Annotated in this window: 19 protein-coding genes; 8 read left to right on the top strand and 11 right to left on the bottom strand. The window is 58.9% G+C overall.

Annotation, left to right across the window (positions count from 1 at the left end; all coding sequences use genetic code 11):
- The 6 genes from GSQ94_RS21050 to GSQ94_RS02395 all read right to left on the bottom strand — a co-directional run.
- Positions 1-189: hypothetical protein (locus GSQ94_RS21050; RefSeq protein ID WP_216842997.1), on the bottom strand; the 189-nt coding region annotated here is incomplete at its 3' end.
- 322 nt (positions 190-511) lie between these two features.
- Positions 512-1,543, bottom strand: coding sequence for a TlpA disulfide reductase family protein (locus GSQ94_RS02415; protein ID WP_158941723.1), 1,032 nt, complete (start codon positions 1,541-1,543; stop codon positions 512-514).
- Between the two features lie 97 nt (positions 1,544-1,640).
- The gene (locus GSQ94_RS02410) at positions 1,641-2,000 is read right to left on the bottom strand and encodes a cell division protein ZapA (RefSeq protein ID WP_158941722.1); all 360 of its coding nucleotides are present in this window, start codon (positions 1,998-2,000) and stop codon (positions 1,641-1,643) included.
- Positions 2,001-2,021: 21 nt separating this feature from the next.
- Positions 2,022-2,291, bottom strand: coding sequence for a hypothetical protein (locus tag GSQ94_RS02405; RefSeq protein ID WP_158941721.1), 270 nt, complete (start codon positions 2,289-2,291; stop codon positions 2,022-2,024).
- A gap of 312 nt (positions 2,292-2,603) precedes the next feature.
- Positions 2,604-2,927, bottom strand: a complete 324-nt coding sequence (locus GSQ94_RS02400) for a hypothetical protein (RefSeq protein ID WP_158941720.1) — start codon at positions 2,925-2,927, stop codon at positions 2,604-2,606.
- Between the two features lie 42 nt (positions 2,928-2,969).
- Entirely contained in the window at positions 2,970-5,207 is a 2,238-nt protein-coding gene (locus GSQ94_RS02395; protein WP_158941719.1) for a phenylalanine--tRNA ligase subunit beta, read from the bottom strand.
- A gap of 83 nt (positions 5,208-5,290) precedes the next feature.
- Here GSQ94_RS02395 and GSQ94_RS02390 point away from each other — a divergent pair, with 83 nt between their 5' ends.
- The 4 genes from GSQ94_RS02390 to GSQ94_RS02375 all read left to right on the top strand — a co-directional run bounded on the left by GSQ94_RS02390 (position 5,291) and on the right by GSQ94_RS02375 (position 8,369).
- Positions 5,291-5,839 carry a hypothetical protein gene (locus tag GSQ94_RS02390; protein WP_158941718.1) on the top strand — a complete coding sequence of 183 codons (549 nt, stop codon included), beginning with the start codon at positions 5,291-5,293 and terminating at the stop codon, positions 5,837-5,839.
- 33 nt (positions 5,840-5,872) lie between these two features.
- Positions 5,873-6,895 (top strand): alpha/beta hydrolase, encoded by a 1,023-nt coding sequence (locus GSQ94_RS02385; RefSeq protein WP_254063564.1) that lies wholly within the window; start codon positions 5,873-5,875, stop codon positions 6,893-6,895.
- A gap of 104 nt (positions 6,896-6,999) precedes the next feature.
- On the top strand, positions 7,000-7,791 hold the full coding sequence (locus GSQ94_RS02380) for an alpha/beta fold hydrolase (protein ID WP_158941717.1): 792 nt from the start codon (positions 7,000-7,002) through the stop codon (positions 7,789-7,791).
- Between the two features lie 83 nt (positions 7,792-7,874).
- Positions 7,875-8,369: a nuclear transport factor 2 family protein gene (locus GSQ94_RS02375; protein ID WP_158941716.1), complete on the top strand. Its 495-nt coding sequence runs from the start codon at positions 7,875-7,877 to the stop codon at positions 8,367-8,369.
- Here the strand turns inward: GSQ94_RS02375 and GSQ94_RS02370 are convergent.
- Positions 8,362-9,549 (bottom strand): acyltransferase, encoded by a 1,188-nt coding sequence (locus GSQ94_RS02370; RefSeq protein ID WP_158941715.1) that lies wholly within the window; start codon positions 9,547-9,549, stop codon positions 8,362-8,364. The two genes, GSQ94_RS02375 and GSQ94_RS02370, sit on opposite strands and share 8 nt — an antisense overlap.
- Positions 9,550-9,790: 241 nt before the next feature.
- Here GSQ94_RS02370 and GSQ94_RS02365 point away from each other — a divergent pair, with 241 nt between their 5' ends.
- Together GSQ94_RS02365 and GSQ94_RS02360 are read left to right on the top strand one after the other, a co-directional pair.
- The gene (locus GSQ94_RS02365; RefSeq protein WP_158941714.1) at positions 9,791-10,147 is read left to right on the top strand and encodes a phage holin family protein; all 357 of its coding nucleotides are present in this window, start codon (positions 9,791-9,793) and stop codon (positions 10,145-10,147) included.
- A 44-nt stretch (positions 10,148-10,191) separates the two neighbouring features.
- Positions 10,192-10,941: a hypothetical protein gene (locus GSQ94_RS02360; protein WP_216842996.1), complete on the top strand. Its 750-nt coding sequence runs from the start codon at positions 10,192-10,194 to the stop codon at positions 10,939-10,941.
- 25 nt (positions 10,942-10,966) lie between these two features.
- Here the strand turns inward: GSQ94_RS02360 and GSQ94_RS02355 are convergent, their stop codons facing one another.
- On the bottom strand, positions 10,967-11,368 hold the full coding sequence (locus GSQ94_RS02355; protein WP_158941712.1) for a hypothetical protein: 402 nt from the start codon (positions 11,366-11,368) through the stop codon (positions 10,967-10,969).
- Between the two features lie 286 nt (positions 11,369-11,654).
- Positions 11,655-12,620, bottom strand: coding sequence for a phytanoyl-CoA dioxygenase family protein (locus GSQ94_RS02350; protein WP_158941711.1), 966 nt, complete (start codon positions 12,618-12,620; stop codon positions 11,655-11,657).
- A gap of 151 nt (positions 12,621-12,771) precedes the next feature.
- Between GSQ94_RS02350 and GSQ94_RS02345 the strand changes: the two genes are divergently transcribed.
- Positions 12,772-13,071: a hypothetical protein gene (locus GSQ94_RS02345; RefSeq protein ID WP_158941710.1), complete on the top strand. Its 300-nt coding sequence runs from the start codon at positions 12,772-12,774 to the stop codon at positions 13,069-13,071.
- Positions 13,072-13,080: 9 nt separating this feature from the next.
- On the top strand, positions 13,081-13,983 hold the full coding sequence (locus GSQ94_RS02340) for an AraC family transcriptional regulator (protein ID WP_216842995.1): 903 nt from the start codon (positions 13,081-13,083) through the stop codon (positions 13,981-13,983).
- 26 nt (positions 13,984-14,009) lie between these two features.
- Here GSQ94_RS02340 and GSQ94_RS02335 read toward each other — a convergent pair whose 3' ends face one another.
- A complete protein-coding gene (locus GSQ94_RS02335) occupies positions 14,010-15,461 on the bottom strand; it encodes an outer membrane beta-barrel protein (protein WP_158941709.1) in 1,452 nt (483 codons plus the stop codon).
- Positions 15,462-15,642: 181 nt separating this feature from the next.
- On the bottom strand, positions 15,643-16,749 hold the full coding sequence (pheS, locus tag GSQ94_RS02330) for a phenylalanine--tRNA ligase subunit alpha (RefSeq protein ID WP_158941708.1): 1,107 nt from the start codon (positions 16,747-16,749) through the stop codon (positions 15,643-15,645).
- Positions 16,750-16,770: the final 21 nt, after the last annotated feature.

Here is a 16,770-nt window from a genome sequence, read left to right as displayed (position 1 = left end):
AACAGCAACAGCAAGTGCAACAGCAACAGCAAGTGCAACAGCAAGTGCAACAGCAACAGCAAGTGCAACGACAACCGCAGATCCCTTCGGGATGACAACCAAAAGGACAGGCAACGGCAACAGCAAGTGCAAATGCAACGACAACAGCAGATCCCCGCGGGATGAGAACAAAGGGACAGGCAACTGCAACTACTGCCGGTGCAACAACGACGTTCTTTTGCTGATTGAATTTAGAGCGATGCTAAAGCTAAAAAGAAGACCGACCCACTGGGCCGTACGTCGAGTCGCTGGTGAACCCGTCTAAGACGGCGGGACCCTGCCGTGGTTCTTTAGGCGTTCCTGACTGGAGGACAGCACACCGAACCATGTATACGAGCCAGGCCCCTGTTCAATGAATATTGGTTCAACCAGCGTGGGTCGCGTACCTGCTTTGCAGGCCGGTTTCTTAGGTTGGATGCTAAACGTGTAGGCGACTATTAGCAAGTTTGCGGCGTGGTCTGGAAGGGTAAGTTCAGTTCCCTGTTTGGATTACGGGAGCGCTGGATGATCTGACCCGCGCCAGCAGCTTTTTGAGTTTGCCTTCGACGTCGGAGCCGGAGCCGAGCATCTCGGAGGTGAGGACGCCGTCGGAGTCGATTGTGAAGTAGTGGGGGATGGATTCGACAGCGAACTGCTTGCTGAGGTAGTGGTCGGCATCGCGGTACTGGAGCCAGGTCATCTCGTTTTTGGCGATGAAGTTCTTCCACTTGGTCTCGTCGGAGTCCCAGCTGACGCTGATGATGACCAGGGGCTGGCCGGCGAACTCCTTTGCGATCTTCTTTACGTGGGGCAGCTCTTCGTTGCAGGGCCCGCACCAGGTGGCCCAGAAGTCGATGAGGACGACGCGACCGCCCATGGCGTCGAGGTTGAACTTCGATCCGTCGAGCGCAGTGACCTCAAACGACGGGGCCATCTTGTGGAGTACGAGAGCGGGATCTTCGGCAAAGTGCTGCGTGCGGAGACGACTGGGATCGTTCGGGCTCATGCAACTGAGACAGCCTTTGAACTGGTTGCGGGCGTCGTCCATTTTGCCGAGGTATGCGAGGATCTCGCCGTCGAGGTAGAGGGCGGTCGGATTTTTGGGATCGAGGGCAAGTGCCGCTTTGAGGTCGGCATCGGCGGCGTTCAGGAGGTCGGGCTTGTGTTTGTCTCCGGCCTGGAGATATAGAGCGTAGCCATGATTGACCTCGGCGCGAGCCTTGAGCTCAGGCGTTGTGGATGCGGCCTCGAGCGCGGTGGCCGTGGCGACAGCGTCTTTATAACTGCCGAGCTTGACCTGAAGACTAAAGATCTCGTTGAGGGTGTCGATGTCTTTGCCCTGTGCGATCTTGCTGGCCTTTTTGTAGGCGTCGATGGCAAAGGGGATCTGCCGCTCATGGACGAGCTTCTTGCCTTCCGCTATGGACGATTGAAACTTTGGATTGGACTTGTAGTCAGTGGTTTGTGCGTAGAGGGCGGTGAAGCTACAGAGGAGAACAAGGGCAGGCAAATTGGATCGACGCATCGACAGGCTCCGGGACGATGATGAAAAGGCGCCTGTCGATCATTGCAGCGGAGGTTCGTAAATTCAAGCAGAATCTGTGAAGCAGGCAGGGGCCACGCTAGCCGACTTTGCGGTCTTCGAGGACCTCGTCGAGCATGTGGGCGAGGTTGCCGGCGCGCGAACGGAGGGATTGCTGCGAGTTCTGCAGGCTGCCGGCGAGGTTGTCGTTGTTGTCGCGGGCGCTGCAGAGTTCATCGGCGATGTTGAGGGCGGCGAGGACGGCGACGCGCAGGGAGTCGACGGTATTGCCGTGGGCGGAGACGGCGCGCATCTTGGCATCGACGATGGCAGCGAGGCGCTCGATGTAGGCGGTGTCGGTTCCGCGGAGGTGGTAGATCTGATCGTAGATTTCAACGGCGATGGACTGATTCTGCACGGGCTCGGCAGGAGCTTGCGGGGCTTCGAGAGTTCGGTCCATCGGGTCTCCTTGGCGGTTGGGTTAGAGGAGTTCGTCCATCTGCTGGAGCATCTTTTCGACGCGCTGGCGGACGGCTTCGCGCTCTTTGGTGAGGGTGGTGAGTTCGGATTCGACCATGGTGGAGAGGCTTTGCGACTCGGCTAGCTGGGCGCGGAGGGAGGCCACTTCGGCTTCTGCTGTGGCGCGGGCTTCGCGCTCGCGCTTGACGATCTCGACGGCGCGTAGGACTTTTTGTTCGAGGGCCTGGAACTCATCGACACTGATGGTGGAGCTTACGGTGGAAGAACTCATATTGAATTCAGTATAGACGGCGGAGAGGTGGATTTTGCTGAGGGAAACGTGGGGTGGAATCTATCTGGGTGCGAGTTTGTTGTGGAATAATTTGCGGTTGTGGTGGAGAGGTGGTTTTTCTTGGGGTTTTGCGATTTTGCGGGGTTTTGTTGTGGTGGTTTTGTGGTGTGGGTGTGGTGGGTTGATGGTGGGAGCGTGGTGTTTCGCCGCGTGTTTTTAGTAAGGAAAAATGTGACAGAGTTTTGAAGTTTATTTTTGGTGACAACTTACTTGGCTTTACTTGGCTGGCTCAATTGTCATGTCCCTATGTCACTAACATCCGAATGGCCCACACATTGCGCCTAATGTCATCATAGCGCAGAGGAATGCTCCGGCATTGGCAGCTAGGCCAATCCAGCGACTCCAGCCCGATCCGAATAGCGAAACGACAAGCAGGGCCAAAGAGCCACGAAAAGTGACGCTCCAGAGCAAACTCAATGCCCGCGCATACTGAAGCCGTTCTTCTACGTGCAGATTGGCGAGGTCTGAGGCGTATCGCAGATAGGTGAGAAGAGCAGCAACGAACAGGAGAAGTCCCAGCACCGCACACACAACTCCGATCCAGCGTCTCCACATAGTGAAGTTTTGGTTCTTCATACCGTCATCCTCTCTCGGCCTAGAGTGTACTTTCGGCAACAATCATTTTGAGGTTTCGTTCGCGCCGTCGCGGATGGTGCCGCCTAGAGCGGTGAGGGCAGCGATGATGCGGGTCCAGAAGTCGGTGAGCTCGTCTTCGCGGAGAGTGCGGTCGTTGGATTGGAAGACGGTGCGGAGGAGGAGCGAGTAGACGCCGGGGTACTTCTTGGCGTCGCGCCAGACCTCGATGGGCTTGAGGCTTTGCAGCTCGGGGATTGCCAGCGCGTGGATGGCGGCGGAGACGGCCTGCCATTGGACCGTGTCGGCGAAGACGAAGGAGAAGTCGCGCTCAACGGCCTGGTAGCGAGAGAGATCGTGGGCAGTGACTTTTTTGAGGGGGAGATTGTAGAGGGCTGCGAGATCGATCTGGGCGAGGTAGAGGGGCTGGCGAAGCTTACGTGTCTCTTTTTGCGTGTGGATGAGTTCGCCGAAGTAGGCGATGGGGCGGTTGTTTAACAGCGCTGTCGCGCTGCGGCCGGGCTGCAGCCATGCGGGGACTTCTGGCGTGAAGATGGCTGCGTGGGGGCCGCCGGGCAGGGTGAAGAGCGAGAGGAGGGATTCGATGACGCCCTTAAGTTCGAAGAAAGGAGCGTCGGCTGCGATTTGCAGCGGGGCTGTGGGTTGGGGTGAGGCCGTGGTGAGGCCGAGGGAGAGCTGCGCGGTCTCGTGGACCTCGGAGATGAAGGTGCTGTCGGCGGGGATGGTGCCGGTGAAGATCTGGCCCTGCTCGAAGAGGCGAACTTCTTTCACGTCGCGGTTGAGGTTGTGGGCGAGCATGGTGACCATGCCGGGGATGAGCGAGGGGCGCAGGAGGGAGGCCTCTTCGGATAGGGGGTTCTCCATGGGGACGGTTGCCTGTGGGCTGGAGGAGTGCGGTCGTCGTTCGGACGATGCCCACATCTCAGAATCGAGATATGGGGCACCCAGATTTGCGGGTTGGTAGAAGAGGTCGGCGTCGGACTGGCCGGCGAAGGTGCTGGAGACGGCTTCGCTGAAGCCGAGGGCGAGGAGACGCGTGCGGACTGCTGCTTCTTTTGCTTGCGTGGGTTGCGCGATGACGACACCGGGCGCGGGTAGGGTGTTGGCGAAGCGGTTGTAGCCGTAGACGCGAGCGACCTCTTCGATGAGGTCGATCTCGCGCTCGAGGTCGAGACGCCACGAGGGGAGCCTGGTGGAGTAGACGGCTAGATCGTCACGGAGTCCGTGGAGGAGGAGCTCGCAGCCGAGGGAGGTGAGGTACTGGGCGACGATCTCGGAGGTGATTCCTTCGGGCGTGAGGGTGGTGCCGAGGTGGCGCTGAACCTGTTTGACGGAGAGGTCGATGGGCGGGCGCGTGGCGGTACGGGCGGCGACTTCGGGATCGATGAGGTCGATGAGTTCGCCTTCGAGTTTTCCGTTCAGCTGGCCTTCGGCGCCTCCGTGCTGGAGGATGAGCTGGGCGACGAGGGCGTTGGCGATGGGGGCGGCGTTGAAGTCGGCGCCGCGCTCGAAGCGGTGGGATGCGTCGGTGTGGAGGCCGTGGCGGCGGGAGGAGCGGCGGACGCTGGCCTGATCGAACCATGCTGCTTCGATGAGGATGTTTTTGGTTTCGGGGGTGATCATGGAGTCCCAGCCGCCCATGACTCCGGCGAGGGCGAGGGCTTTTTTGTGGTCGGCTACGACGAGGTCGTCGGCTTCGAGGGTGCGCTCGGTGCCGTCGAGGAGTTTTAACTTTTCTCCTTTGTGGGCGAGGCGGACGAGGATGCCGCCTTCGATCTTGTCGAGGTCGAAGGCGTGGGTGGGATGGCCCATGCCGAGGAGGACGAAGTTGGAGGCGTCGACGGCGTTGGAGATCAGTTTCTGGTTGAGTGCTTCAAAGTAAGTTTTGACTTCGCCTGCGCTGGGCGCGATGGTGACGTTGCGAATGACCTGCACGGTGAAGCGGCCGCAGAGGCCTTTGGCTTCGGGGGCGATGGTGACGGAGAAAGGCTCGTCGACGAGGGTGCCGATCGGGAGTTTGATGTTGAAGGGGGCGAGCGGCAGGTTGTAGATGGTGGCGGCTTCGCGGGCGATGCCGTAGTGATTCATGGCGTCGACGCGGTTGGTGGTGATGTCCATCTCGAAGAGGTGGCCGCTGTTTGGAGCGAGGGAGTGAATGCCTTCTACGGCGATGCCGCGGAGGGTGAGGTCTTCGGCGAGCTGGTGATCATCGACCGGGATGTTGGGGACGTAGGAGCGGAGCCATGGTGTGATGATGTTCATGATGGACGGTTATTAGTCTAAATGTTGCCGATGTTTCGAGAGAAAGAAGTGAAGTGAGCGCGGGTGAAGACTAAACTTTTGTCATGAACTGGCTAGGACCAGAGAAGCAGATCGAAGTTATCCAACAGGGCGATGTGCTGCTGATCAAAGCCACAGGGATAAGACGTACCGTCGATCTACTGATGCCACTCGCGTTTGCTATATTTATGTACTTTGTATGGAGAGAGAGACATTGGATCTCGTCTGTCATTGCTTTATTCATATTTGGTTCAGCTGTGTGGGTGCTGTTCCGAAGTCAAGATGGAGAGCTGCGGATTACTGACACCCACATTGAGGCTAACGGCAATCGGGGAGGTTGGACCGACGCTTCCGTTCAGTTTCGCTGGATTGATATAAGCGGGCTGGACTTTCGGCAGGGTGGGGAAGATGAACTCAGCGGACTGTATGCAAGAACCGGGCGATGGAATGCCACCTGCCTGATGGCCGGATTGAATCGAGAGCAGTCCGAAGAGGTGATTGCTGCCGTCTTCCGACGCTTTCCGTATGTTGTGATGGCCGAGGATAAAGATGGGTGGTCGCTATTTGGGAACTCTGAGTTGACGACTCTTGACTTGTCCAAACCGAAGAATTGAGAAGAGGCAACGGCAACTGCAGATCCCTGCGGGATGACAACCAAAAGGACATGCAACGGCAACAGCAACGGCGGCTTGCGTGAGATCGGGATGTACGGCGATGATGGCTGCTGTGTGTTGGAGGGTTTGCGGATGCGGCGAGTTTTGGTTGCTGGGATGATGTTGGTGGGGTGTGACATGGGATTGGCGCAGTCGAGTGGCTGGCCAGCGGGGCCGGAGCATGCGGTGATTACGCTTTGGGCGAAGGGTGCTCCGGGGCCTGTGACGGCGACTGGTCCGGAGGCGGATACTTCGACGGCTGCGAGTGACAAGATTGCGGGGAGGCCGGTGGTTCGGCTGGGAAATGTTTCGGTGCCGACGCTGACGGTGTATCTGCCGAAGGGAGCAGGCAACGGCGCCGGGGTTGTGGTGTTTCCCGGCGGCGGATACAACATTCTGGCGATGGACCTGGAGGGGACCGAGGTTTGCGACTGGCTGACGGCGCGAGGAGTGGCGTGCTTTCTGCTGAAGTACCGGGTGCCGAGGACGGGGCCTTATCCGAAGTCTGCGGCGGCGTTGCAGGATGCACAGAGAGCGGTGGGGCTGGTGCGGGCGCATGCGGCGGATTGGAAGGTAGACCCGAAGCGGATAGGGGCACTGGGGTTTTCTGCCGGCGCGCACCTGGCGGCTGCGGTGAGTACGCACTATGCGACGCGGCTGTACCCAAAGGTGGATGCGGCGGACGAGGTGAGTTGCAGACCGGACTTTGCTGTCGTGGTTTATCCGGGATATCTGGCGATCGCAGAGAAAGGGATGGAGTTCAGTCCGGATATTCCGGTGACGAAGGAGACGCCGCCGACGTTTCTGGTGCAGGCGGAGGACGATACGGTGCATGTGGAGAATGCGACGGCTTACTTTCTGGCGCTGAAGGGCGTGGGCGTTCCTACGGAGCTGCATGTGTATGCCGAGGGCGGCCATGGGTATGGGCTGCGGCGGACGAAGCTGCCGGTGACGGGATGGCCGGACCTGGTGGACGAGTGGATGAAGACGATCGGGATGACGACCAGCGCGCCTTGAGGTGCTAAGGTTATTGCAATCACACATCATCAGATTCCTGTGGAGACGTCACAGGAAAGACTTTGTATCTAACGAAAAGCTGACTTGCCGAGAAACAGCCGACGATGGTATCGAAGCGAAATCATGTAACGGTGCATGGCCACGGAGAGAACGTGCTGATGTTCGGGCATGGCTACGGGTGCGACCAGAGCATGTGGCACGCGGTGACGCCCGCGTTTGAACGCGACTACAAGATTGTTCTGTTCGACTATGTAGGGGCGGGGCGCTCGGATGCCACGGCGTTCGATCCGGTGCGCTATGGCTCGCTGCGCGGGTATGCGCATGACGTATTGGAGATCTGCGCGGAGCTTGGTCTGCAGAGGGTGACGTTTGTAGGGCACTCGGTGAGCGCGATGATCGGGGCGCTGGCGGCGATTATGGAGCCGGAGCTGTTCGCGAACCTGGTGATGATTGCTCCTTCAGCCTGCTACCTGAACGAGGAAGGATATGAGGGCGGGTTTGAGCGTGAGGATATCGATGCTCTGCTGAACATGATGGACGATAACTTCGAGGGCTGGTCGACGATGATGGCTCCGGTGGTGGCGGGCAATCCTGACCAGCCGGAGGTTGCGGCGGCGTTTGCTGCGAGTCTCGGGCGCACCGATCCTGCCATCGCACAGCATTTTGCGCGGGTGACGTTTCTGTCTGACTATCGTGGGGAGCTGCCAAAGCTGAAGACACGCACGCTAATTTTGCAGACCGAGGCCGATGCGATGGCAAGAGTCAATGCGGGCGAGTACATTCAGCGCGCGGTGGCTGACAGCAGATTTGTGATGTTGAATGCGACGGGGCATCTGCCGCACCTGAGTGCGCCTGCGGTGGTGGTGAAGTCGATCGAGCGATTTTTGAGCGTTTGAAGAAGACGTTTTGCCGTGACTGCGAACCTTCGGGCCGATGCGTGCGTACAGTCGGATGTTTCGATCTACCGGGAGGCAGTCGCATGAAGAAGATTCTGGCTTTGGTGTCGATGGTGTTGGTGAGTGGCGCGATGATGCGCGCAGAGACGCAGAAGGTTCCGGCGCTGGAGGACATCAAGGATCAGGCCCAGTTGACGGCGGCGATTACGACGCTGGATAAAGAGCTGTTCGATGCGTACAACACGTGCGATCTCGAGAAGCTGGGCACACTGGTGGTGAACGATCTGGAGTTCTATCACGACAAGACCGGGCTGGCGGTGGGCAGGCAGGTGTTTCTGGATGCGATCAAGAACAACATCTGCGGGAAGGTGACGCGGAAGCTGGTGGATGGGTCGCTGGAGGTTTATCCGCTGAAGGGTTATGGCGCGGTAGAGCTGGGGGTGCATCGGTTTTATCATCCGGGGATGCAGGATCATGGGGTGGTGGGTGAGGCGAAGTTTATTACCCTGTGGCAGTACAAGGATGGCGCGTGGAAGGTCTCGCGGGTGATCAGCTACGACCATGGGGCGATTAAGTGAGCTGAGACTGGCCGCGGTTCGCGGGTAGGTGGCTGGCTGCAAGTGAGGGCGCCCGCTTGCCTAGACGTCTTCCCTGCCGCATGAAGGGCTCTTCGACGGTGATGCAGAAGACGTAGGCGAAGCCGATGGTGGCGGCAAGGTAGAGGGGAAACTGCCCCCATGCGGAGATTCTGTTGCGCAGGATGAAGGTGAAGGCGAGAAGGATGGGCGCGTGGGTGAGGTAGAGGCTGTAAGAGATGCGACCGAGGAACGCCGGGACCGACGAGTTAAGGAAGCGCCGCGCGATGGGCAAGTTGAGCCCTGTGAGAATGAAGCCTATGGCAGCTACGGCTACGAGCCACTCTGCCGCCATGACAGCGGCGAGCGGGATGCGGGTGTAGAGGCGTGCCAGCGGGATGCTGAAGTTGTAGAGACAGAAGGAGAGCAGCACGAGCGCGGTGCGGGCTGCTGCCGAGAGAGAGCGGAAGCGGGCGCAGGCGGCTTCGAGGTGCATGGCCAGAAGGATGCCGAGGACGAAGAAGGCCGCGTAGTGGACGGTCATCATAATGCTGGCGGTGGCGCCGAGTTCGGGTTGATAGCGGACGACGTAGATGGCGATGAAGGAGACGGCGCCAGCTAGAAGGATCGCGGTACGGATGCGAAGGTGGAGAACGAGCAGAGCAAGCACTGGAAAGATGATGGAGATGCGCATCTCGTCGATGAGGGACCAGATGACGAAGTCGAACTGCCGCCAGTCATAGACGCCGAGAAAGGCGATGTGCTGAAGGACGAGCGACGGACTGACGGGTTGAGACCAGAAGCTTGAGGTCCACTTCCCGTGGCCTGCGAGGGTGCCGTGCCAGATTGAGGCTCCGAGGACGGAGAGAGCGAGCGCGACGAGATAGGGCGCGTAGATTCGCAGGATACGGCGACCGAGGTAGATGGGATAGGGCTGGCCGCGGCCTCGGATGTAGGGGATGGCGAGGACGAGGCCGCTGAGGACGAAGAAGAGCATGACGGCTTCGTGACCGGCGTAGAGCGGATAGAGGATGGTGATGTGGAGGGCTTTCCACTGAATGATAGAGATGGAGCCGAGCCATGCGGGCCACATAAGGACAAAGTGATGGATGACCACTGCGAGCGCGGCGAGGCCACGGAGCGAGTCGAGTTCGCGGAGCCTGCCCTGTGGCGCAGCCTGCATGCAGAGGGAACCGTCGTACCAGCGATTGCCGATACCTTTCTGTAAAGTCTTGGACTGGCAGAGATGCTAACACCGGATCTTTGCGTTGCTGAGGCCAAGGGAGCCGCTGCGGGAGAGCGCTGGCTCCAAGTGTTCATGCAGGGTAAGTTATGGGTAGAGTGATTTTTTAAACGGTTGGAAGCTGGAGTCGGATATGCTGGTCGCACTCCGGAAACCTAATTCTGCTGAACGAGGATAGAGAATGCTTCGCTTGCTTCTGCACTGGATTTTGAACGCTGTGGCTTTGCTGATAGTGGCACATTTTGTTCAGGGCTTTGATGTGAGCAACTTTGTTTCGGCGTTGATTGCGGTGGTGGTGATTGGTTTGCTCAACGCGACGCTGGGACTGTTTCTTAAGATCATTACGTTGCCGCTGGGGATCTTGACGTTTGGGATATTTTTCCTGGTGGTGAATGCAGTTGTGCTGTGGTTCTCGAGCAAGTTTGTTCCGGGGTTCGCGGTGACTACGTTCAAGGCGGCGTTTCTTGGAGCGCTGGCGCTGGCGGTGCTGCACCTGCTGTTTGGATTTTTCGGAGCGGCGACGAAGAACCGGTCTTAGGTCTTAGGATTTGATTCACTAGAGGGCGAAGCTTGAGGAATCCTTTGGACTATCCGTTATTTATCTTCGGGTCGGCGTTTTTTCTGCTGTGGCTTGCGGCCTGGACGGGTGGGCGGTTGAGCCAGCGGCGGCGCGATTTGACGGAGGAGTTGAGGACGGACTTCGGGGTGGTGCTGGCCGCGACGTTGACACTGCTGGGGCTGATTATCGGGTTCAGTTTTTCGATGGCGACGGGACGGTATGACCAGCGCAAGACGTACGAAGAGGCCGAGGCAAATGCGATAGGGACGGAGTATGTGCGGGCAGATCTGTTGCCTGCTTCCGATGCTGCCCAGGTGCGCACGCTGCTGCGGCAGTATACCGATCTGCGGATACGGTTTTACCAGACGCGGGATGCAGGGGAACTGAGACATATCGATGCGGATACTGCGCGAGTGCAGGGACAGCTTTGGGCGGCGGCTTCGCGGCCGGCGATCGAGCAGCCGACTCCCGTGGATGCGCTTGCGGTAACGGGGATGAATGATGTGCTGAACTCGCAGGGGTATACGCAGGCGGCGTGGTGGAATAGGATTCCGGTGGCGGCGTGGGCGCTGATGTTTGCGATTGCGATTTTTTGCAATGGGCTGCTGGGGTATGGGGCGCGGCAGCTGGAGCCGAAGCTGTTTATGGTGCTGCCGCTGGTGGTGGCGGTGGCGTTTTTTCTGATTGCGGATATCGATAGTCCGCGGGGTGGGGTGATTCGGGTGCATCCGCAGAATCTGGAGAGTTTGAGTGGTGGGTTGGGGACGGAGTAATTGGAATCGATCGAGTGAATTCAAGTCAGATAGGACTCAATACTCTTCCGACCAAGTCGTCAGGGTTTTTTTGCTGGTCGTGGCATATCGCGCGGATGGATTCGATGTAGTTGAGAGGGTTTGAAGCGAGTTCGAAGCAGATGGATGCGTGGCCATCAGGCAGATCGAGGACGAGCTGGTGGAAGTTTCCGTAGCCGACGAGGACAAACTTTGCGCCGCCGCAGTCGAGATTGCCGCGCTGCTTCGCCAGGGTTAAAAGAGTTGGATTGATGAACAGCTCTTCGTAGCGGTCGGACTCTGAGGCAGAGGCGCCGGAGAGTGCGGAACGTTGGCGGGAGGTGAGATGGCCTTGTTGGTAGAGAGCCACGTAGCGGATGGCGGTGGTGACGGCGAAGATTTGGTCTATGGTGTCGGGGGCGGACGGCATGAGCGATTTTATCGCTGGATGTAGGCTCTGGGTTGCAGAGAAGAACCGCAGATTCCCCCGCTTCGCTGCGGAATGACAACAAAAAAACAAGCAACGGCAACAGCAACGGCAAATACGGGGGTCTCTCCACTGCGCGACGGACGATGAGACTGGCCGTCGCTTCGGTCGAGATGACGATGTTTTGTTTCGCAGGAAGAAAATGCAAAAGTAGGGCAAACGACAACTGCAAATACAGGGATCCTTCTCTGCGCTCAGGATGACGACATTCAAGTTACAGTGTTGTGTTCTACCAGGGATCGAGACCGAGAAGCTTGCGGCCTAGTGGGGTTAGTTCTGCGGTTTTGTATTTGGTGCGCTCCCACTCGCGGGGGTCTCCGGGGAAGGCGAAGCCTTCGGGGGCGCGGCGTTCGCGCCAGGAGTCGATGCGGCGCTGGCGGATCTGTTCGTTGCCGCCGTCGGCTGGCGTCATTGAGATGTATTGCGCTACGCGGGCTTTGTCTTCTGAGGTGTTGGGGCGGATGCCGTGGGTGAGAAGGCTGTTGAAGATGAGGAGGTCGCCGGCTTTCATGAGGACGGGCTTTAGTTCGTAGCCGGTGATGTCGGGTTTGAAGCCGTCGCGGTCGGCGGGCTGGGTCTTCTTCCAGGATTCGAAGTTGCGGAAGATCTCGGGGACGCACTGGAAGCCGCCGGTGGATTCGTCGGTGTCGACTAGTGAGAGGACGCCCTGAACGTTGACGGGGAGCGGGTCGAGGGTGGTGTCGACGTCGTTGTGGATGAAGCCGGTGAAGGCGCGGTTGCTGCGATTGGGTGTGTTGAGATTGGCGCGGTCGATGGTGACCCAGAGGCGCTCGTCGTCCCAGATGTCGACGAAGGCGTCGTAGACGCGGGGCTCCTGGCGGTTGTCCCAGAGGACTTGGTGGTTGTAGACCTCGACCATGCCGCTGTTGTTGAGTTCCTTCATGGCGTGATTGCGGAGTTGGGCGGCGTTCCAGGTTCCGACGTCGTTGGGGTCCATCTCCTGAAACTCCCAGAGGAAGTTGCGGGTGCGCTCGACGTTGGCGGAGGGGACGGCCTGGCGGACGACGACGTAGCCGTAGGTCTGCCAGTGGTCGAAGTCGGCTTGCGAGAGGACGCGGAGGGGGAGCTTTTTCTTGATCTCGCGGAGGGGCTGGCGGGCGACTTCGATGTTGAGGCTGTTTTCGCCGGGCTTGCCGACGACGTTGTGTTCGAGGACTGCGGTTTGGGTTCTCATTTTCGGTTCCGATCCTTTGCGCGGGTTGCGTACGAGAGAACTTTATTGCGGGAAGGACGGGAGTTGTTGGCTTTGGGTGCCAAATACTGGTACTGGAATCTCACTTGGGTGGGTTGGATGGCTATAATTGCGTCGGCTTTGAGGGCTGTGTGTGGAAGTGCTGATTTGCTTCGGTCGAGATGACGATTTTTGGGGGGTGAAGAGAGGGCGAGCGACGGCAAGAACAACCGCAGATTCCTCCGGAATGACAAACAAAAAGACAGGCAACAGCAACAGCAACGACAACAGCAACGACAACAGCAGATCCCTCCGGGATGACAAACAAAAGAACAGACAACAACAACGGCAACCGCGACGGCAACGGCAGATCCCTACGGATGACAAACAAAAAGACAGGCAACCGCAATGGGCCGGCAGCAGCACAGCAACGATTCTGTGGATAGATTTTTAAAGGGGCGGGATGAAGCCGTTTTTGGAGCACATTAAGACTTCGAAGGATTCTTCGTGGGTGTTGTTTGATCGGCGGCTGTCTGCAATTCCGTTTGAGTGGCACTACAACAGCGAGTATGAGTTGACGCTGACGCTGAATAGTCGCGGGCAGAGATTTGTGGGGGACAACATCTCGCGGTACGACGATGGGGATTTGGTGTTGATTGGGCCGAAGATTCCGCATACCTGGTGCTCGAGTGAGGATGTTTGCAAGGAGAGGGAGCACCAGGCGCTGGTGCTTTGGTTCAGCGATGCGTTTGTGAAAGGGATGATCGATCCGCATGTGGAGCTGAGGCCGGTTCGGCGGCTGCTGGAGCGGTCTTCGCGGGCGTTGACGTTTTCTGAGCCGGTGCGGGAGAAGGCGCGGGAGATTATCTGCGCGATGGTTGAGCAGGGGGCTGGGGCTCGGCTGACTGGGCTGCTGAATGTTTTGCTGTTGCTGGCGGAGGATGATGGGAGCTTGCCGCTGGCTTCAGAGGCGAATCAGAGTGAGAGCTTTGCGGAGGCCACTGAGGAGCGGATTGGGAGAGTAATCTCTCATCTGCATGAGCACTATCGCGACGAGATGGTAGTGGAGAGGCTGGTGAAGGTTGGAGCGTTGAGCCGGAGCTCGCTGCATCGGCTGTTCAAACGGCAGACGCGGATGACGATGGGGATGTATGTGGCGCACCTGCGCGTGGGGCACGCTTGTGCGCTGCTGCTGAATAGTGAGAAGCCGATTGCGGTGATCGCGGATGAGGTGGGGTATGGGAATCTGGCTAATTTTAATCGGCAGTTTAAGGGGCTGAAGGGACAGACGCCGCGGGAGTTTCGGCGAGCTTTTCAGCGTGTCCTGCCGGACGGGCCGCCTGCGCGGCGCGCGGTCACTTCGTGACTTTTATACCTTTAGTCAGTTGACGATTAGAAGTGATAGGTGATGTCGCCAGCAGCGATGAACTGGGTCTTTTTGGTACCTAGATCGTAGGCGCTGAGATTGTAGGAGTGCTCGAGGCGGATCTCCGGACGGAAGAGGAGGGTGCTGCCGATCCAGTGGCCGTAGCTGATGAGATGCTCGGAGTACTTGGTGGTGTAGCCGGTGCGCTGGCCTTTGATGTCGTCGACGAATTCATTGCGGATGGAGAGGTAGTCTTTTTTGCTGAACTCTTTTTCGAGGTAGTTGACCACTGCGACCTCGGGTGCGAAGCAGGTTCTTTCGCCGAAGGAACAGAAGGCTCCGTTGGAGCCGATCTCCGGCTTGATTGGGTTGGGGACGTTGCCGCCGATGTTGGGTACGTCGCGCTGGTACATGTACCAGGCTTCGGTATCGGTGTGCCAAGTAGCGTTGATCTTGTGGTACCAGGTCTCGTAGTAGCCCTGCAGATTGTTGTAGGCGTACTTGCCCTTGTTGAAGGAGTTGGCGCAGGTGTAGAGAGCATCGCCGCCTTTGTGCCAGGTGTAGTCGACGCAGGCGGTGCCGGTGGACTGAGCGTCTTTGGTCCATGGGGCGACGTCGTTGCCGCCGGAGAAGCCACCCTGGATGAGCCAGTGGTCAGAGAGCTTGATGGAGGCGACGATGCCGGTCTGGGTATAGGGGTCGATGGAGTAGAGGATCGAGTGCGAGTACGTGTAGTTGTTGGGTGCGAGCTGGGCTTCGATGTCGGGTAGCGAGATGTAACGGCCCATGCGGATGTTCATTCCCCTGGCGACGTGAGGGATGTAGAGATCGAAGTAAAACATGACGGGGTCGTAGCCGTACTCGTGATTTCTGGCGAGGAGCTGCTGCGAGAAGATGCCCTTGGCGGTGGTATAGCGATAGTCCTGTCCCCAGAGTTGGGCGAAGCGGAAGCCGTAGTCGACATGATCGGTCTGGACGGTGTCGGGAAGTCGCTCGATGAAGAGGACCTGTTGGTCAGGGGTTATGCGGTTGGGGTTGTAGTAGTAGGAGGCGGGTGAGTTGGCGCCGTCGCCTTTATTGGAGGTGCTGACGTTGAAGCCGCCGTTGAACCAGCCGTAGATTTTGGTGCGGGTTTTGTTTTGGTTGATGGCCTGCATGAGCGGGTAGGTCTGAGTGTCGGGCGCGCCGATGACTGGGGTTCCGCCTACGCTGTAGTCGCTGCTGGGGAATGGGACGGAGTCGAGCGGGGCCGGATAGCCGCGACGAACTGGGTCAGGGCCTGACGACCGGGTGGGGTGCCAGTCTTCTTTGTACGCGTCGATGAGGGCGGGAAAAAAGGGCTTTGGTGCTTCTGGAGTTGAGGCTGCGGGTGCTGCGGGGGAGGATGCGTCGCTATGATCCTGGGCTAACGAGGAGGCGGCGGACAGGACGATCAGGACGGCATTCAAGAATATGAGACGGCAGGGGCGTTCGTGCATGGAGGGAACTGCCGCCTCCGATGAGCAGCAATCTTTTCATCTAACCGGTTTCGGAATAAAGATTTCGTTAGTGAAACATAAAGAAACCATAAGGAATGAGGGCGGTGATAAGGCTTCGTCCTGCCGGACGGGCCGCCTGCGCGGCGAGCGGCCACTTCGTGACTTTTTTACCTTTTCCTGCTTAGGCGAATTGTTCTAAGAAGCGCATGTCGCCGGAGTAGAAGTGGCCTATGTCGGAGACGCCGTGGAGCATCATGGCGATGCGCTCGACTCCCATGCCGAAGGCGAAGCCGGTGATCTTTTCGGAGTTGTAGGCGTCGTCTGCGGGATTAATCTTTCTGCGCTCGGCGGTGACTGCGGCGAAGACGGCGGGGTCGACCATGCCGCAGCCGAGGAGCTCGATCCAGCCGCTGTGTTTGCACTTGCGGCAGCCTTTGCCACCGCAGAAGATGCAGGAGATCTGGACGTCGGCGCTGGGTTCGGTGAAGGGGAAGAAGGATGGGAAGAAGCGGGTTTTGACGTCGGAGCCGAAGAGCGCCTTCATGGCGTGGTCGAGCGTTCCCTTGAGGTCGGAGAAGGTGATGTTGGTGTCGACGCAGAGGCCTTCGATCTGGTGGAAGATGGGAGAGTGGGTGGCGTCGGCGGCGTCGTTGCGGTGGACCTTGCCGGGAATGACGATGCGGACCGGGGGAGCTTGCGCGATCATGGTGCGGATCTGGACGGGGCTGGTGTGGGTGCGCATGAGAAGGCGATCGCGGCTGGGGCGCGACTGCTGATTTGCGATGACGAGCGTGTCCTGCGTGTCGCGCGCGGGATGGTTGGGCGGGAAGTTCAGGGCTTCGAAGTTGTAGAAGTCGGACTCGACCTGGGGGCCGAGGTTGGTGCTGTAGCCGAGGTGATGGAAGACGGAGACGACCTCGTGCATGGTGCTGAGCAGCGGGTGGGGGATGCCGGGGGAGCGGACGGTGCCGGGGAGGGTGATGTCGATTCCATGCACTGCTGATTTTGTGGCGACGGCGGTGGGAGCTTCGAGAGCAGCTTCGATCTGCTGCTTGAGCTGATTGAAGCGGATGCCGAGGGCCTTCTTGGCTTCGGGTGGCGCGGATTTGAGCCAGGCTTCGCTGATGAGCTTGAGGCGGCCCTGTTTGCGGCCCAGCCAATGAAGACGGAAGGCTTCGGGGTCGCTGAGGGAGTCGGTTTCGGTGCGGACCTCATCGGCCAGAGTGGTGAAGGCGGTGTCGAGGGAGGCGTCGTCGAAGCTGTGCAGTGGAGTGATTTCGTCGGACATTTCTTTCAGGGTAAATGAAGG

It is taken from the genome of Granulicella sp. S190, from assembly GCF_009766095.1.
Lineage (GTDB): Bacteria > Acidobacteriota > Terriglobia > Terriglobales > Acidobacteriaceae > Edaphobacter.
The sequence above is the reverse complement of the archived record's forward strand: the minus strand, read 5'-3'. Positions and strand labels throughout refer to the sequence as shown.

Coding starts and splice junctions, on each gene's coding strand:
- GSQ94_RS02335 (WP_158941709.1), bottom strand. CDS start 15,461: ATGCACGAACGCCCCTGCCGTCTCATATTCTTGAATGCCGTCCTGATC.
- GSQ94_RS02355 (WP_158941712.1), bottom strand. CDS start 11,368: ATGCCGTCCGCCCCCGACACCATAGACCAAATCTTCGCCGTCACCACC.
- GSQ94_RS02390 (WP_158941718.1), top strand. CDS start 5,291: ATGAACTGGCTAGGACCAGAGAAGCAGATCGAAGTTATCCAACAGGGC.
- GSQ94_RS02365 (WP_158941714.1), top strand. CDS start 9,791: ATGCTTCGCTTGCTTCTGCACTGGATTTTGAACGCTGTGGCTTTGCTG.
- GSQ94_RS02340 (WP_216842995.1), top strand. CDS start 13,081: ATGAAGCCGTTTTTGGAGCACATTAAGACTTCGAAGGATTCTTCGTGG.
- GSQ94_RS02375 (WP_158941716.1), top strand. CDS start 7,875: ATGAAGAAGATTCTGGCTTTGGTGTCGATGGTGTTGGTGAGTGGCGCG.
- GSQ94_RS02415 (WP_158941723.1), bottom strand. CDS start 1,543: ATGCGTCGATCCAATTTGCCTGCCCTTGTTCTCCTCTGTAGCTTCACC.
- GSQ94_RS02370 (WP_158941715.1), bottom strand. CDS start 9,549: ATGCAGGCTGCGCCACAGGGCAGGCTCCGCGAACTCGACTCGCTCCGT.
- GSQ94_RS02410 (WP_158941722.1), bottom strand. CDS start 2,000: ATGGACCGAACTCTCGAAGCCCCGCAAGCTCCTGCCGAGCCCGTGCAG.
- pheS (WP_158941708.1), bottom strand. CDS start 16,749: ATGTCCGACGAAATCACTCCACTGCACAGCTTCGACGACGCCTCCCTC.
- GSQ94_RS02380 (WP_158941717.1), top strand. CDS start 7,000: ATGGTATCGAAGCGAAATCATGTAACGGTGCATGGCCACGGAGAGAAC.
- GSQ94_RS02405 (WP_158941721.1), bottom strand. CDS start 2,291: ATGAGTTCTTCCACCGTAAGCTCCACCATCAGTGTCGATGAGTTCCAG.
- GSQ94_RS02400 (WP_158941720.1), bottom strand. CDS start 2,927: ATGAAGAACCAAAACTTCACTATGTGGAGACGCTGGATCGGAGTTGTG.
- GSQ94_RS02395 (WP_158941719.1), bottom strand. CDS start 5,207: ATGAACATCATCACACCATGGCTCCGCTCCTACGTCCCCAACATCCCG.
- GSQ94_RS02350 (WP_158941711.1), bottom strand. CDS start 12,620: ATGAGAACCCAAACCGCAGTCCTCGAACACAACGTCGTCGGCAAGCCC.
- GSQ94_RS02385 (WP_254063564.1), top strand. CDS start 5,873: ATGACAACCAAAAGGACATGCAACGGCAACAGCAACGGCGGCTTGCGT.